12 protein-coding genes are annotated in these 16,630 nt (G+C 57.4%); 3 read left to right on the top strand and 9 right to left on the bottom strand.

The window, feature by feature from the left end:
* Positions 1-8: 8 nt before the first annotated feature.
* From BLP93_RS04490 to BLP93_RS04480, 3 genes are all read right to left on the bottom strand, one after another.
* Complete coding sequence (locus tag BLP93_RS04490; RefSeq protein WP_092117658.1) at positions 9-722, bottom strand: SDR family oxidoreductase; 714 nt, start codon at positions 720-722, stop codon at positions 9-11.
* A 1-nt stretch (position 723) separates the two neighbouring features.
* The gene (locus BLP93_RS04485) at positions 724-2,181 is read right to left on the bottom strand and encodes an FAD-dependent oxidoreductase (protein ID WP_244148639.1); all 1,458 of its coding nucleotides are present in this window, start codon (positions 2,179-2,181) and stop codon (positions 724-726) included.
* An 805-nt stretch (positions 2,182-2,986) separates the two neighbouring features.
* The gene (locus tag BLP93_RS04480) at positions 2,987-4,339 is read right to left on the bottom strand and encodes a sialidase/neuraminidase family protein (RefSeq protein ID WP_139162913.1); all 1,353 of its coding nucleotides are present in this window, start codon (positions 4,337-4,339) and stop codon (positions 2,987-2,989) included.
* A 374-nt stretch (positions 4,340-4,713) separates the two neighbouring features.
* On the opposite strand from BLP93_RS04480, the gene BLP93_RS04475 reads away from it, so the two are divergent.
* Positions 4,714-4,920: a DUF2905 domain-containing protein gene (locus BLP93_RS04475; RefSeq protein WP_092117652.1), complete on the top strand. Its 207-nt coding sequence runs from the start codon at positions 4,714-4,716 to the stop codon at positions 4,918-4,920.
* Positions 4,917-5,687 (top strand): monofunctional biosynthetic peptidoglycan transglycosylase, encoded by a 771-nt coding sequence (gene mtgA / locus BLP93_RS04470; protein WP_341844733.1) that lies wholly within the window; start codon positions 4,917-4,919, stop codon positions 5,685-5,687. The genes BLP93_RS04475 and mtgA overlap by 4 nt, the downstream gene beginning before the upstream one ends.
* 10 nt (positions 5,688-5,697) lie before the next feature.
* Here the strand turns inward: mtgA and BLP93_RS04465 are convergent, their stop codons facing one another.
* The 4 genes from BLP93_RS04465 to BLP93_RS04450 all read right to left on the bottom strand — a co-directional run bounded on the left by BLP93_RS04465 (position 5,698) and on the right by BLP93_RS04450 (position 10,957).
* Entirely contained in the window at positions 5,698-6,792 is a 1,095-nt protein-coding gene (locus tag BLP93_RS04465) for a DUF1786 domain-containing protein (RefSeq protein ID WP_341844732.1), read from the bottom strand.
* Between the two features lie 119 nt (positions 6,793-6,911).
* Positions 6,912-9,515 (bottom strand): ATP-dependent chaperone ClpB, encoded by a 2,604-nt coding sequence (clpB, locus tag BLP93_RS04460; RefSeq protein WP_092117649.1) that lies wholly within the window; start codon positions 9,513-9,515, stop codon positions 6,912-6,914.
* A 111-nt stretch (positions 9,516-9,626) separates the two neighbouring features.
* Positions 9,627-9,944, bottom strand: coding sequence for a chaperone modulator CbpM (locus tag BLP93_RS04455; RefSeq protein ID WP_092117646.1), 318 nt, complete (start codon positions 9,942-9,944; stop codon positions 9,627-9,629).
* 23 nt (positions 9,945-9,967) lie between these two features.
* Positions 9,968-10,957, bottom strand: a complete 990-nt coding sequence (locus BLP93_RS04450; protein ID WP_092117643.1) for a DnaJ C-terminal domain-containing protein — start codon at positions 10,955-10,957, stop codon at positions 9,968-9,970.
* Positions 10,958-11,197: 240 nt separating this feature from the next.
* Between BLP93_RS04450 and BLP93_RS04445 the strand changes: the two genes are divergently transcribed.
* Positions 11,198-11,908: a zinc dependent phospholipase C family protein gene (locus tag BLP93_RS04445; protein WP_092117640.1), complete on the top strand. Its 711-nt coding sequence runs from the start codon at positions 11,198-11,200 to the stop codon at positions 11,906-11,908.
* Positions 11,909-12,046: 138 nt separating this feature from the next.
* Here the strand turns inward: BLP93_RS04445 and BLP93_RS04440 are convergent, their stop codons facing one another.
* Positions 12,047-13,414: a CoA activase gene (locus BLP93_RS04440; RefSeq protein ID WP_244148638.1), complete on the bottom strand. Its 1,368-nt coding sequence runs from the start codon at positions 13,412-13,414 to the stop codon at positions 12,047-12,049.
* Between the two features lie 143 nt (positions 13,415-13,557).
* The gene (locus BLP93_RS04435) at positions 13,558-16,569 is read right to left on the bottom strand and encodes an acyl-CoA dehydratase activase (protein ID WP_092117637.1); all 3,012 of its coding nucleotides are present in this window, start codon (positions 16,567-16,569) and stop codon (positions 13,558-13,560) included.
* Positions 16,570-16,630 lie beyond the last annotated feature (61 nt).

The following is a 16,630-nucleotide window of genomic DNA, read 5'->3' as shown; positions in this document are numbered from 1 at the left end:
TGCTCGTCTCACATGGGTTGCGCCGTCGGCCTGATCACCAGATTGTTGATGGCCACGCCATGGGGTCGGCTGATGACGTAATATACGGCGTCCGCGACATCACCCGATTCCAAAGCGCCCCAGCCAATGCTTTCCGGCGTTTGCCCGCCGTGAATGATGCTCGCGAAAAACCGGGTATCCACTACGCCCGGCGCGACGTTCGTCACCCGGACCGAGGGCTGGGCCTCAAGACGCAATGTTTCGGCGATCACGTCGATAGCGGCCTTGGTAGCGGCGTAAACGCCGCCGCCCGCATAGGGATGCCGGGAGGAAACCGAAGAGACGAACACGATGTCCCCGCCTCCCTTATGCAGCATCCCGTTCAGAAACCCCCGGATGATGCGCAGTGCTCCGAACACGTTGACCCGGAAGATCATTTCCCATTTTTCCGGATCACCTTCCCGCAACAGTTCGTGAATCCCGCGGCCTGCGTTGCAGACGATGATGCCCGGCGTTCCGAGAGAAGCGTCGACATCATTAATAAAACCTTGCACCTGCTCCGGATCGGCGATGTCTACCTGATAAAACGTCGCGCCTTGATTTTCTTCATGCGGCTCTGCAATGTCCGCGAATGCCGTTGAAATCCCGTTCTCGCAGAATTTCCGGACCAAGCTGTTGCCAATTCCCGAGCTTCCCCCGGTGATGACCGCTGTCCGCCGGCCGCTGAAATCCGGCTCATGCATCTCATTTTTCCATCTTCGGGAGATTCTGGTTCGCGGGGCCGTTGATCACCTGTCCGTACCGGTCATAGCGCGACCCGTGACATGGGCAATCCCAGGACTTTTCCAGGCTGTTCCAGCTCACGACGCATCCCAGGTGCGCGCACTTGGCCGAAAGTTGATGCGCTTCTCCGTGCTCGTCGCGGTAGACCGCCACCTTTTTCAGTCCCTGCCGGAGGACGGCGCCTTCAGCAGCCGATATTTTTTCCATCGCGGCCATGGACTCGCCGGCGGAAAAATCCTTCATGAACCGCGCCGCGACGTTCAGGTTCTCCTTGGTCCATTTCTCAAGAGCGCCCAGGGTTTTGCGGGAGGGATCGTACAAATCGGCCCAGGGATTCTCACGTTCCATGATCAAGTCCGTGATCAACATCCCGGCAATAGCGCCATGGGTCATGCCCATTCCCGAATCACCCGTTGCGATATAGACATTGCGGAAATCAGAAGGATTGCGTCCAATGAAGGCCACGCCGTCCACAGGTTCCATGACCTGTCCGGACCAGCGGAAGGTCACGTCTTCCATCATGTGGAACCGTTCCCGAGCCCAGTTCTCGAGACGAGCATGACGTTGCTCGCCGTCATTGGCCTGCCCGGTTTTGTGGTCTTCGCCGCCGACAATCAGCAGATCGTATTCGCCGGTTTCATCGGCTACGCCATGGAGGCGCACATAGTGATACGGATCGTGCGTGTCCCAATACAGCGCCCGCTGGACCGAACCGCGGGGCAAGCGGGCGCTGATGGCATACGTGGTGTACGGCGCCTGTTTGGTGTGGATCGTGACGATGTCGTTGATCGGGGAGTTCGTGGCGACGACAATGGCCTTGGCGGAAACTGCGTGTCCGGAGTCCGTGCGGACATACGCGGAGGTACCGCCCTTGATGTCCGTCGCCCGTGTTACAGTGAAGATCCGGCCTCCATTCCGCTCAATGGCCCGAGCAAGACCGGCAAGATATTTCAGGGGATGGAATTGGGCCTGCCGGGGAAATCGGAGATAAGGACCGGACTGGAATCCTTCCAGCGGCGCGTGCCTGATCAGCTCTACGTCAACCAGCCCCGCGCGATTCGCGGCCTTCATTTCTCGTTCAAGATTCGTTTCAGACTCGCCGAATGCGGCAAAGAGGTAGCCGTCGAGCCTCTCGAAATCGCAATCAATTTCTTCCGCGGCAATGATGCGTTCAATGTGCTCTATGGCCGCGGTATGACTCTGCGCTGCAAACTTTGCCCCCTGCTCGCCGTGCAACCGCTCGATCTGGGAATACTGGTCGTCCAGGGCATTGGAGAGATGGGCCGTGGTCCGTTCGGTCATGCCGCCGCCGATTTGCCCCGCATCCAGTACAATGACGGACTTGCCCTCCCGAGCCAGCGAATAGGCGGTGCTCATGCCGGCCATGCCCGCACCGACAATGCAGACGTCCGCCTGCATGTCTTGCTGCGGAGTACTTCCATGCATGGGATCAGAAGGTCGAGTTTCAAGCCTGAACGTTGTTTTGCAACCTGTCGGTATTTCCATTTCCATCTGCCGGCTCTCGGCCTTGATCTTCTGCCGGTTGCAGGCAGCACCTTTATCCTCTGCCGAAAGACTTGGACGATTCTGAACCTGCGCCGTTTCCATCCATACGGACCTGGTTGTTCCAACGGTACTCTTCATAACGTTCTACCCATATTGCAAAATTTTGATGTCGCTGCATGATTTAGGCATCCACTTCGCGCATGCCGCCGCCCCCTGGGACAGCCGCACTGGGGTTCACGGTCCCAGAATCTTTGCGCCTAAGGCGAACAACATCGTTCCTGTCTGAACTCCGTACACAGTTGCTGTACAGCCTTCTGAAAGGTGTCCTTTAAAAGTCGCTCTTCAAGCATTTTTGTCCGCCATGGCACTTTTAACTCAATCGGAGGCCAAACGAACAAAATATGATTATTTTCTGAATATTTATTAATGAAATAGATACTAATTCATATCGGTGGGAACAATTAGGGGAAATACCTATTTTATGAGTTCTGGAGCTTTAGATGAAGAACATGTTGTTCTTGAAGGACAGCCGCCAGAGTGGCGGGAGGAAGGATATAAGGCAGGGAGGATGTCATGGTGCGCGGACTTCAGTGACATCTTGGAACGGAAAAAACCGCTGAGGATCGAACCACGGAGCGCACGGGCAAGTGAACTTTGCTCAACGAGATGCAATCACGATGATCCCCGTGCGCTCCGTGGTTGATTATTCTGTTCGGCGTTATTCCTCCGCGGCGATCCTGCCGCGGATCAGACGGATTCGGCTGGATTCACCAGCCTTGAAGGTGCTGTTGACGATGGCCAGGTCCCCGTTGCGGTTCACGGCCAGCTTGTTCATGAACATCCCTTGCTGGCTTCCGTTGAAGCCCAGCCCCGGATCATCCGTGCCGGGGACGATGATCGGGTCGGCAAAAGTCTGGCCATTGTCGTCAGAGAAGGTGATTCCAAGCCCGCTGGGATGGGTAAATCCTTTCTCCGGAAAGAGTTCCCAGAGCACGTACACGTTGCCCTGGCCGTCCAGTTCCAGAGACGGAAAGCCAGCGCCGGCAAAGCTTTCGGCATGGTCCTGGGAAATCTCGATGGCTTCGGGAAATAGACCGCCGTTCACGGATTGGGAGTAGTGGACCTGCAGACCCTGTAACGGCCCGAATGGCCCCTCGGTGTAGGCGATATGCACGATTCCCCGCTCGTCCGCTGCAATCTTCGGTGCGTCGGAGAAGCCGGTGCTTGGGACGATAAACCGGTGTTCGGCGAAGAACGATCGGCCATGATCCGTGGATCGGGTGTATCTGATGTCCGCTGCGCCTTCCTCCCCCACGGACCATGCCAGATGAATCTCGCCCTCCGGGCTGACAGCCAGGCTGGGACCCCGGGCAGGCGGTTCGCTGCGTCCTCCTGCGATCAACAACGATTCGGAGAAGCTTTGCCCCTGATCCGTAGAGTGGCTGAAACGCAGAGCGCCCTCATACTCCGTCCAGACGACATAGATATTTCCTTCGGGTCCCAGGGCCATATCCAGGCTGCCGTTGAACCAGATATCCCGTGAGAGGCGTCCCTTGCCGGCTCCGGCAATGGTGTTGGAGAGATTCAGCGGTTCGGAAAAGGTGCGCCCGCCGTCCTGGGAACGGGCAAAAAGGATGTCCCCGCCGTGGGAGCCGCCTGAAAAGATAATCTCCTGCCACAGGATGAACACGGTTTCCGGTTCACCGCCGGACATGATTACCCGGGGCAGCCACGAAAAGACCTCCGGACTTCGGGACACGTTCACCGGCTCGTCGAAACGCGGCTCTCCATCCGGACCATAAACCTGAAAAAAAAGATCCTGCCGAGCCTGATCGACCCAGACCACGCCGGCTTGGCGGTCCTCTGTGAGGGCCACGGACGGATCGTCGACAAAACGCCAGTCTGACTCGTTCATCTGCCAGGGCCCGCGAAACGCCTCGCCTTCAGCCACTTCAACGGGATCGTCCCACTGGATCACCTTGGTGGCTCCCCAAGCCGGACCAGCCATGAAGATCATGGCGAAGGTCAACAGTAGTGCCCGTCTCGAGAAAAACCTGAACCCTTTCAACACGCTCCCTGCAGCCAAAATGCTCTGACATAAGATGAGTGATTGTCTCCGCATCGCAAACCTCCTGATCTTGTTCGCTTGCTGAATGCTGAATTCATGGCTGGTGTGACATTCATAAGTGGGCTTCCTGTGCCAAGGAATGCAGAACGAGCACTGGCATTAAAAAATACGGCGGGATCAGGGGGAGGGAAGAGTTAGGCGGGATATTCTCCGGCGGATCAGGAGAGGCTACAGGAAAGGCTACAGGAAAGGTAAAACACGGGTCGTTTGGAGTGCACCGCAACGCATATAGAGAATCTATTGGACGATCGGCCGATTTGTCTTATCATCGAGAACAGATGGCAGGGTCGGTTTACATATTCATAAAGGAATAATTCATGGCTCGATTTCTGATCATCACCGGTGGCCTGCTTATCGTATTGGGACTGATCTGGCATTTTACTCCCTGGCTTCTCAACTGGTTCGGGAAACTCCCGGGAGACATCCGCTATGAATCCGGACGCAGCCGAGTTTTCATCCCCATAACATCCATGATCGTCATCAGTATCGTAATATCGGTATTGATCAATCTTTTCAGGCGATGATCCGGGAGGTAGTTCAAAATCTTTTCTGGCCGTTCAGGATGGTCAAAGACAAGCTTCGAAAACGCCGATCAAGCCTCGTCAAGGCAGTCGGGAAGACCTTGTTCTTCACGATCATCGCCTTTGTGAGCCTATCTGTCCTCCTGGTGGTTTTTCTTCGTTTCGTGCCTCCGCCCACCAGTGCTTTCATGATCAAAAGGCAGCTGCAAGGCTGGGTTCAGGATGATAGGTCGCCAAACATCCACTACCGATGGGTGGACATGGAATTCATATCACCGCACATGGCGCTCGCCGTGGTGGCCGCGGAGGATCAGAAATTTCCGCATCATCGGGGGTTTGATTTTCAATCCATATCCCAAGCCATCGAAGAGCGACGAGCGAACGGGCGAGTCCGTGGAGCCAGCACCATTACGCAACAGACCGCCAAGAATCTTTTTCTTTGGGAAAGAAGGAGTCTGGTGCGCAAAGGGTTGGAAGCCTGGTTTGCTTTCTTGATGGAAATTTTCTGGCCCAAGTCCAGAATTCTGGAAGTGTACCTCAACATCGCCGAGTTTGGCGACGGCATATACGGGGTGCACTCGGCGGCATTGATATTTTTCGGGAAAGAGCCTTTGCGACTGACCAGGTCGGAGGCCGCATTATTGGCTGCTGTGCTGCCCCAGCCCAAAAGATTCAGCGTCGCCGCTCCCTCTCAATATATTCAGCAAAGAGCCAAACAGATCGAGAGGCAGATGAACAACCTCGGAGCTTCCTATTTAACGAATCTTTAACCAAGATATGCTACGTCCGGCCCGCGGCGAACCGCCAGCCCTGCAGGAGGCCGAAGCATCCGGCCAGCATCATGTCTCCGCCGGGAGCGAGGAATGTCGCGCCGATGTTTTGCAGCAGCGCGCGGCGCGGGCCGAGGACGTAGGTGGAGGTGAAATTTCCGGCTGCGGGTGGCAGGTCCAGAGTCAGGCAGCCGTGGCCGTATTCGTCCATGACCTGTTCATGAGTCAATTCACCGCGGCGGAACAGGTCCAGGTCGGACAGAACGTCCTCCCGGCTGCGATTGGAATGCTGCTCGTAGACGCCCAGAACCTGGTCCTGGAAGAGCAGGAATCCCAGGACATGGCTGTTGCCCACGTTGACAACGCAAATGCCTTCCCGGCTGTTGCGTTCCCGGACTTCGGACTCGTGGAGCGCGCCCAGGACTGCGGCCGCGCCCGTATCCGCCACCAGGCCGGAACCGATGCGGCTCTTCAGGGTTCGCAGCCGGGTCAGTTCCTCCGGAGGCTCGGCAAAGACCAGGGCTTCCGGCCGCCCCCGAGCCTGAAGCAGGAAGTCCCGCCACAGCCGGAAGCGCCCAATGCGGTTGCTGGAATCCGGATGATAGCCATGATCCTGGGCCGCGGCCAGAATCAGGTCCGGATAATCCAGACCCGCGGCAGCCAGGAATGTCCGCCAAAATCCTGGATCAAAATCGCATACATGCAGGGGAGTAAAGCCAGCCGGGCACTGCGTCGTCAGGGTCACACCCAGGGCCCGCACCCGTTCCGGATTGTCTCCCAGAGACATTGCCGCCTCTGGATGGGCGGCAAGAGGCAGGCCCTGCTCCAGGTGGCGCTTCACATCCCGGTAGAATCCGCCGCCCATGTTGTCCCCATAGAGCCAGACAGCACGGCGGGCTTCGGTCAACGCGGCCAGACGCCTGGAAACCATCCTGGCCGGAGAAGGCAGGACGAACTTGGGACAGTTTTCCGGCTGCTCTCCCGGAAGATGAAGCAACACGTCCTGGGTCCCGCTGCCGATGTCCAGGCACAGCACGGAACGCGGCTCGCAATCCGTCCCACCAGACTTCACGCTTTTCTCTCCAGCCATCATATCGTCATCCATTCGCTATTCACCACTATATCCACCTCAGGTTTCCACTCTGTTTGCACTTTCCCTTGCGCCCATTACACATGCTGTGATTCTCATTATTCCAGCTTCTGACTGCCGACGCTGCTTGATACTTATTTTGTCAACACAAGCCCTTCGTCGTCCACGTCGATCCGAATCGACTGGCCGTCCATAATCCGTCCGCCGATGATCTCCTTGGCCAGGGGCGTTTCCAGCCTGGACTGGAGATAGCGGCGCAGGGGCCTGGCGCCGTAGATGGGGTCATAGGCTTCCCGGGCGATAAAGTCCCGGGCCTGGTCGGCCAGCTCGATTTCGATCTTGCGATCCGCCAGGCGTCCGCGCAGTCCCTGCAGCAACAGATCGATGATTTCCTTGATCTGTTCGAGAAGCAGCGGCTTGAAGAGTACCACCTCGTCCACCCGGTTCAGGAATTCGGGCCGGAAATGAGCCTTCAGGGTACCCATGACCTCTTCCCGTGTGCCGGGGCGCAGTTCGCCCTCCGGAGTAATGCCCTCCAACAGGTACTGGGAGCCCAGGTTGGAGGTCATGATGATGATCGTGTTCTTGAAATCCACGGTCCGGCCCTGGCTGTCGGTCAACCGGCCGTCGTCCAGGATCTGGAGCAGGGCGTTGAACACGTCCTGGTGCGCCTTTTCCACCTCGTCGAAAAGCACCACGCTGTAGGGTTTGCGGCGCACCGCCTCGGTGAGCTGGCCGCCCTCGTCGTAGCCGATATAGCCCGGAGGAGCGCCGATCAGTCGAGCCACCGTGTGCTTTTCCATGTACTCGGACATGTCCAGACGGACCATGTTTTCCTCAGTGTCGAAGAGCGCCTGGGCCAGAGTCTTGCAAAGCTCGGTCTTGCCCACGCCGGTGGGGCCGAGAAAGATGAAGGAGCCGATGGGCCGGTGGGGGTCCTTCAATCCAGCGCGGGCCCGGAGCACAGCGTCGGCCACGGCCTGAACCGCCTCGTCCTGGCCGATGACGCGTTCGTGCAACGTGTCTCCAAGGCGGAGCAGCTTTTCCCGCTCCCCTTCCAGAAGCCGGGACACCGGGATGCCGGTCCAGCGGGAAATGATCTCGGCCACGTCGTCGGGGCCGACTTCTTCCTTGACCATCCGTTCGCTTCCTGATGCCAAATTTAGTTGTTTATCGTGTTCGACCAGGAGCCTCTTGAGGTTTGTCAGGGTACTGTATTGTAGTTCGGAAGCTCTCGAATAATCGAGACCTCGCTTGGCTTCATCAATTTCCAATTCAGTCTTTTCAATTTCCTCTTTCAACCGACTTCGTTCATTAAGGGAGTTTTTTTCTTGCTCCCACTGTGCCATGAGCGCCTCTTGCGACTCGCGGAGATCAACCAACTCCTTTTCAAGTTTTTCAAGGCGAATGCGTGAATTGTCGTCTGTCTCTCGCTTCAACGCCTCCCGCTCGATCTCCAATTGCAATACTTTGCGGCTGATCTCATCCAGTTCCGAGGGCAGGGAGTCGATCTCCGTGCGCAGCATGGCCCCGGCCTCGTCAATCAGGTCTATGGCCTTGTCCGGGAGCTGGCGGTCCGTAATGTAGCGGTGGGAAAGCACCGCAGCTTCGACAATGGCGCTGTCGTTGATGCGGACTTTGTGGTGCACCTCGAACCGCTCACGCAGTCCGCGCAGGATGGAGATGGTGTCCTCCACGCTGGGTTCTTCCACCAGTACGGGCTGGAAGCGGCGTTCCAGGGCCGGGTCCTTCTCGATGTGCTTGCGATATTCGTCCAGGGTGGTGGCCCCTATGCAGTGCAGTTCGCCCCGAGCCAGCATGGGCTTGAGCAGGTTGCCCGCGTCCATGGCCCCTTCGGCCTTGCCCGCGCCGACAATGGTGTGGATTTCGTCGATGAACAGGAGGATCCTGCCTTCGGATTGCTGGACTTCCTTGAGCACGGCCTTGAGCCGCTCCTCGAATTCACCTCGGTATTTGGCGCCGGCGATGAGCGCGCCCATGTCCAGGGAGAAAACAGTCTTGTTCTTCAGCCCCTCGGGCACGTCCTGCTTCAGGATGCGCTGGGCCAATCCCTCGACGATGGCCGTCTTGCCCACGCCGGCCTCGCCGACGAGCACGGGATTGTTCTTGGTCCGCCGGGAAAGCACGCGAATGCAACGCCGGATTTCCTGATCCCGGCCAATGACCGGATCAAGCTTGCCCTTGCGGGCTTCCTCGACAAGATCACGACCGTATTTTTGCAGCGCTTCGTAGGTGTCCTCCGGATTGGCCGAAGTGACGCGCTGGTTGCCGCGCACTTCGGTCAGCGAGGCCAGGATGCGATCCGCGGTCAGGTTGAACTGGCGGTTGACCCGTCCCGCGGCCGTTGATGCCGGCTCCTCCAGTACGACCAGCAGGAGATGCTCCACGCTGACGTAATCGTCCTGCATTTTCTTTGCTTTTTCCATGGCCTTGAGCAGAACAGCGCTCAGCCTTTGGGTAATTGAGATCTGTCCCGGCTGCACTCCCGGTCCGCTGACCTTGGGAAGCTTGCCGATCTCGGCCTCAAGGGCCTGCAGATAGTTCTGGGGGGAGACGCCGGCCCGGTCCAGCAGCCGCGGGGCAAGTCCGTTCTCCTGGCTGATCAAGGCCAGCAGCATATGCTCCACATCCGCCTGCTGATTGCCGAACCGGATGGCGACTCCCTGGGCTTCGGCCACGGCTTGCTGCGATTTTTGCGTGAACTTGCTCATTTCCATGCGGATTCCTCCTGAGGATGATGAATTGTATCAATGTCGGCTGCTCTGGTATCCTGGGCTGCCGTCAGAGTCGTTTCAAGCGATTGCGATAACAGTAAGCCAAAGCCGGGCTCACAGCAGCCGGCGCAGATCTCTGACCTGACGGTCCAGGTCGTCGATGCGTTCCAGCAGGTCGACAATGATGGTCCCGGCCAGGGCGGGCAGTTCGAAATCCCGACACAGCCGTTCCAGCTTGCTGACCCTATAGACGTCGCGGGGGTGGAAAAGATAACACTCCTCGCCCTGCTTGTCCGGGCAGATCCAGCCCAGTTCCACGAGTTCGCCCAGACGAGAAGGATGGATGCCGGTCAAATCGATAAACTCCGCCCAGACAACCAGTTCCGACCGGACGGGAAGCTCGTCGTTGTTTATTCTGATATGCAGCGCCATAATTATGCTCCCTCAAAATGCGATTAGGAATGTTCCCTCGGTTGAAAGTCGGAAACTTGGGCAAGCTGCTCCCACAGGGCTCGTTCCTGGTCCGAGGGCGTAGGCGGAACCGTGATCATGACCCGGATCAGCTGATCGCCCTGATCCGCGCCTTTGCCCAGTCCTTTGCCTCGCAGGCGAAGTTTTTTGCCGCTGCCGGATCCGGCCGGAATGTTCATGTCCACGGCCCCGGACAGGGTCGGGATGCGAACCTTTGACCCCAGAGCCGCTTCCCAGGGCGCGAGCATCAGATCGTAGACGATGGAATTGCCTTCCAGCTTGAAAAGAGGGTGCGGGGCGATGTGAATTTTCAAATACAAATCTCCGGATGGGCCTCCCCGTAGCCCCGGCGAACCCTGCCCCGCGAGTCGGATCCGTGAACCATTCTTGATTCCCGCCGGGATGTTCACCTGCAGCGACTTGGTCTCCATGCGCGGCATGCCGTCCGGCCCCACCACCTGCTCCTGGAAAGAGATGGTCTTGGTTCCGCCGGAGTAGGCATCTTCCAGAGGCAGTTCCATGCCCACCTCCACGTCCCGGCCCTTGGTCTGTCTGGGCCCGAAACCGCCGGAACCGAAGGGGTCGCCTTCGTAGCCCTGCTGGCCGCGAAACTGTCCGCCGAACATGGTCTCGAAAAAATCGCTGAACCCGCCGAATCCTCCAGCCTCAAATTGCGGCCCTCCGGCCGAGCGGGAGCGGAAGCCGCGCTGATCAAAACCCGGAGGCGGTTGAAAATTCTGACCGTGCTGCCAATTTGGCCCCAGGGAATCGTACAGCTTCCGCTTTTCAGGATCCTTGAGCACTTCATAAGCTTCATTGATCTCCTTGAACTTCTTCTCCGCCTCGGCATTGTCCGGATTCAGATCAGGATGATACTTCCGGGCCATCTTCTTAAAGGCCTTGGAAAGTTCATCCTGGGACGCGGTCTTGGAGACGTCCAAAAGCTGATAGTAATCCTTGAAAGAAACGCTCATGATGCTTGTTCTCCTTGCGCCAAAGTCTTGGAAGGCAAGATGGTTACGTGTGGTGGAGATATGATTGATTTTTCTTGGGTCAAGTTTTTGACAAACGGTTCTTCTTCATTCCTCTGGACAAATCTACGAAAAGCGCTATTTTCAGCACCTGACTGGGATTGGCATCGGCCTGACCGAGTCTTGTGCCGATGGTCCTCACCGGGTTTGAAACCTGAAATTATCTCAAGGAAGCAATAACGAATGTTCATCAGGTGTTTATTCGTACTTGTCGGGCTGCTCGTCATCCCCTCCACGGCCTGGGCATGGGGGCCGTTAACGCATATTTACGTTGCCAGTGAACTCTTTGCCTACGCTTCCATAATCCCGCCCGCCATATTTGGGTTGTTGTCTCGATATCGTCAAGACTTTCTGTACGGAAACCTGATGGCGGACATGATTTTGGGAAAGAGCCACCTGCCGGAGGACAAAAGTCCGCACAGTTGGGCCACGGGGATGCGTTTCCTGGAGCAGGCCCGGAACGAGTCGGAACAGGCTTTCGCCTACGGGTATCTGTGCCATCTGGCCGCGGATACCGTGGCGCACGGAGTGTTGCTGGAGGAACAGCAGGATGTCTCGCACGCCTGGCTGGAAATGCAGGCGGACGCCATGATCCACAAGGCCTACTGGCTCCAATCCGTGAGCTTCAGCCGGGCCGTGCAGCGACGCAACGACCGCTTCCTGGAAAGCTCGCTGAACAGCTACATTTTTTCCTTCAAGACCAACCGAAGAATCTACAAGAGCTTCGTCTTCTTGTCCTTGCTCAATTTCAGCCGAAAGAAGACCTGCGTGAGCCGGGACTACATCCAAGAGTTGCATGACAATTCTTTGGCCAGGATGATATGCGTGCTGCGTGAGGGCGAAAAGTCCCTGGTGCTTCATGAAAATCCTATGGCCGCCAAGAACATCTGTTAGATCAGATTCGCTCCTGACAATAAAAAAACGTTTCCAGCGGAAGCTGGAAACGTTTTTTTATTGTCTCTGCTCTACACATCAGCGTTCGAATGAACGCGATGCCTTTGCTTGACGCAAATTCAAATCCCATGCCCTCAGCTATGCTTCATCCCGCGCTGCCTTGTGCTGGGCAGCCTGGTACATGAATGTGCGCAGGGCGACTTCGCGGTTGGGCTGAATGGCGCCGTCGTAGGAGGCGTCAATGTAGGGAACGTTCTGCTTCAAGAGCAGGGGTTTGAGCACGGCCGAGGCTATGGTGCTGGGCATGCATGTGAAGGGATAGACGTTGACCACGCCGTCGAAATTGTCGTGCACGAATCCCAGCGCCCCGCCGATGCTCAACGCGGCTTCGGTGCCGATATCGAAGGTGAAGAGCCGGTCGTTGTCCAGTTTTTTCTCCACGTCGGGGATGGGATGGTCGGCCTGGATGTCCAGGTGCTTCAGGGCCTGCTCATAAACCTGGTTCTGCCGCCAGCCCTGCCAGGCCATTTCGATTCTGCTTTCCGCCCACTTGCGTGTGGCATCGGCCAGGGTCGACATGTCCTTGCGCTGCCAGGCCTGCTTCCAGTCCTTGCAGATTTCGCGATACTGCTCAAAAGCCACGTAGTTGACCCACTCGCCCAGGGATGCGTCGACAACTTCCGCGTCGAAACGTTCCAGTTCGGCGATGATGTTCTGGTTCGATTCCGGGTGGGTGCGCAGATAGATTTCTCCGATAATTCCGATCCGCGGCTTTCGAGGCTTGGCCGGATCGATGATGGTCTTGGCATGGGCTGCGATCCGGCCGAGCAGGGCGTAGATGGCGTCAAAATCCCTGGCTTCACCGCGTTTTTCTACCAGCTCCATCATTTCTTGCAGTGCCGTGGCCATGTAGGCGTCGGTCTGCCCGGGCTCCCGCTCGTAGGGCCGGACCCGCCACGTGATCCGATCCAGAACGTCCGCCACAATCATGGTTACATAGGCTAGGCGACGGAAGTATTTAGACTTCTCCCCGGGCAGAATGCCCGTGGAGGCATACCCGTCCGACGTGGACATGTAGAGAATGGGAATGTCCTTGAAATCCGGAAAGCGGTCCAGAACCAGCCGATGCATCTTGTTGTACATCCCGAAACGGCAGGGGCCGTCGGCTTCGGGCATGAAGTAAACGTAATCGGAGACGTTGAAGCTGTCGCCCTGACGCTTTTTCTCCTCCTCCAAAAAGCCGAGGATGTCGCCCAGGGTGACCTGACAAGGGAAACACTCCTTGCCCGATGTGAACTCCTTGCCGAGATGAAGATGGGTATAGGTGGGCATGACCACGGAGGGGACACCGAAGGCCCGAAAACTGGCGGCCAAAAGCCGGGAGCCCGTGGGCGACATGTCCGGTATCAGCAAAGTTCTGCCGGCAACATCGAATTGCCCGACTTTGTTGACCATGCGATCCGCAAATGACGCCGATGACTTTGGCTTGTGGGGTGACATTTCCATTTACATATCCGTTTGTTCAGGTGAATTCAGTAGGAAGTGGGATGTGACGGAGCAGGTCTGGCCGTCATTCGAAAACCCGAAGAACGTCGATTGACATCTCACAACATAACATCCAGATGATCCACGACCGTTAAAGGCATGCTTCAGTTTTGGCTTGACGCGCTCTGGACATTCTTGACCACGTTCTGAAACGCCTCGATCCGGGTCAGCATTCCGGCTACGGCGCTGTGTTCGTCGAGTTCCAGAATCAGAAACGGCTTGTCGTTGAGCACATGGCTGTAAAAATGCTCGATGAAGGAATCCGGACCGCAGGAAAAGTTGGTCAGATGAAGACCGTACCAGTTGGGCATGCGGGCGATTTTCTTCGTGGCCCGCAAGATCCGCGCGCCCAGCCCCCAGTACATCCGGGGGAAATCTTCCAGCGACTCCTCGTCCACATCCAGGAAGTCCAAGGGCAGTGCCTTGATGCCCAGCTTGGCCATCTGGCGGCCCATCTGCAGATTGAGGCGCTCGTCGTAAAGGTTGTAGGGCCGACCGGTGATGATCCAAACGGTTTCATCCTCGGCGACCTCGCTCAGGATCTCCCGGCCGCGGCTACGTAGATCCTCTCGAAAGGCATATTGGCGTTCCCATGCTTGTTGCAGGGCAGTGGCGATTGCTTTTTTGGAGGGCCGCAAGTTCACGGGCAGGCTGTGATATACCGCGTCCACCTGCATCTCCGGCCCGTCCTTGAGGAAAAACGTCGGTTTAATGATGCGATGGTCTTCGATACGCATGGCCGATCGGACCAGGTACTGCGAGCTTTCGACAAGGGGACACAACTGGCCTTTTTCCTTGGGATCCGCCGTGGCCATGTTGATCACGTTGGGCAGGAAAAGGTAGTCCGTATTTTTCAGGAGATGGTCGACATGGCCGTGAAATACCTTCACGGGAAAACAGGTTTCCGCGGTCATGCTCTCCACTCCGGCCATGGCCATGGCCTGGGTGGTGGGAGGACTGAAGTAGACGGAGAAACCCAAGCCTGAAAGCAGGTGAGCCCAGAATACTCCCCAATCCATGGAATGCAGACTGAGCGGCACTCCGATCAAGGGCCGACTGTCACGTTCCGGAATGCCGTTGCCCAGCTGCGCGCCGGTGCTGGTAACGGCTTCATGGAACAACTTCCAGCGCAACTGGAAATAGTCGATTTCTTTACGTTCACTGTGCTGGGTGGTTTCATAACGGCCGCAGTCTCCGCCCCAGACGCTTTTGCGCCCGCCGAAGTTGTAGATCTTCAGCTTGCATTCATTGTGGCAATCCCTGTCGACCTGGCAAACCTTCTCCTTGAAAGCGACTTCCAGGCCGGCGAGATCTTCCAGGTTGCGGGGCTTTTCTTCCATCTTCCCAGCTCGTGCCTGTTCCCGCACCGCCAAAGCAGCTCCGAAGGCGCCCATCACCTCCCGGTGCTTGGGCACCAGGATGGGCTTGCCGAGAACCTTCTCGAAGGCGGCCACGATGCCTTTGTTCAAGGACGGTCCCCCCAAAAACATGATCCGTTGCCCGATGTGCCTGTTTTCCACCACCCGGTGCAGGTAGTTGCGCACGATGGCGTAGCAGAGCCCGGCGATCAGGTCGTCCCGCTCCGCCCCTTTCTGGGCATAGGCAGTCAAGTCCGATTCCATGAACACGGTGCAGCGTTCGGCCAGATTGACCGGCTTTTGGGAGGCCAGGGCAACCTCCTGGAACTCGCCGAAGATGTTGATTTTCATCTTGTTGGCCAGCTCGTGCAGAAAGCTTCCGGTACCCGCGGCGCAGACCTTGTTCATCATGAAGTCCGTGGGATGGGTCCGGCTGATGGAGATGTACTTGGAATCCTGGCCGCCGATCTCGAAAATCGTGTCGATCTTGGGATCCACGGCCACCGCGCCGCGCGCATGGGCCGTGATTTCGTCGATGATCAGATCCGCGCTGACAAAGTCTCCGACCACGTTGCGGCCCGAACCGGTGGTGGCCACAGCCTTGATGCGGACCTTGGAGCCGACTTCGTCCTTGAGGTGGCGCAGCAGATTCTGGGCAACCTCGATGGGTTTGCCCTGGGTGGGGACGTAGCGCTTGTGAATGATGCGCCCCTGATCGTCGATCAGGGCGTATTTGGTGGATGTGGAGCCGATGTCCACGCCAAGATAAGCGTCGATGACTTCACCCGTGTCCGGGAGCGGCGCCAGGGTGTTGTCCGGGTCGAAGTTTGTAAGCTGCAGGGAGAGGGGTTCGGCCCTGCCGATGGCATCCACCTTGGAAGCCGCGGGAGAGCGTAACGCAGCCGTGTCCACGGAATTGCGCAAATCGTTGCGCAGGGATTGCAGGGCTGTCCCCAAGGCGCCCAGCGAAGCATGGTGCTGGGGAACGGTCAAATTGGGATAGTATTTCCGAAAAGCCTCCACCTGCAGCCGATTGGAAGCCATGCCGCCGACAAAGACCACGGGCTCGGCCAATTCCCGATTTGCCACGATGGTGCTCATATAGTTGGCAGCCGTGCCGTGGTGCAGGCCGGCAATGATGTTCGGCAGGCTTTCACCCTTGTTCTGCAAGTGGATCATGTCCGATTTGGTGAACACGGTGCAGCGGCAGGCCACGGGAGCCGGATAGGTGCTGGTGGCGCCCAGCTCAATGAAATCCTCGAGAACCTTCTGCAGCTTTTCCTGGTCCATGTCGAAATTTTCACCGTACATGGCGAAGGTGAGCCGTTCGGCCTGCTGATCAATGAAGGAACCCGTGCCCGAAGCGCAGGGGCCGTTGACGTTGAACGCGGACAACCGCCACTGGCCGTGGTCGTAGTCCAGTTCAAAAAGCGCCGCATCCTGGCCTCCGATGCTGATGATGCTGCGCACATTCGGAACAATCTTGGTGACTCCGAGAACCTGGGCAATGGTTTCGACTTCAAAAGGCGCATCAAGGAGCTCACTGATGGCTTGTCCCTGATTGCCGGTGAAAGAAATGGAGCGGACCTTTTCTTGTGGAAACTGGGCGAAAACTTCATCCAGAACTCTGGCGGTCTCTTCAAGGACCAAGCCGAAATGGCGGCGGTAAGGGGCTTCGTGAACAAGATTTTCAGATTCGTCGAGAACGACGCAATTGACGCTGACGGATCCGACGTCGACGCCGATATGGTAGGCCATGTGCAGGGACTCCTTCAAGGACGGGAAAGTCGGCATGATAACCGAATTTGCATGTAGCTGA

The sequence above is a fragment of the Desulfonatronum thiosulfatophilum genome (assembly GCF_900104215.1).
GTDB classification, from domain to species: domain Bacteria; phylum Desulfobacterota; class Desulfovibrionia; order Desulfovibrionales; family Desulfonatronaceae; genus Desulfonatronum; species Desulfonatronum thiosulfatophilum.
Note: the sequence above shows the minus strand (reverse complement) of the source record. Positions and strands in the feature narration are given on the sequence as shown.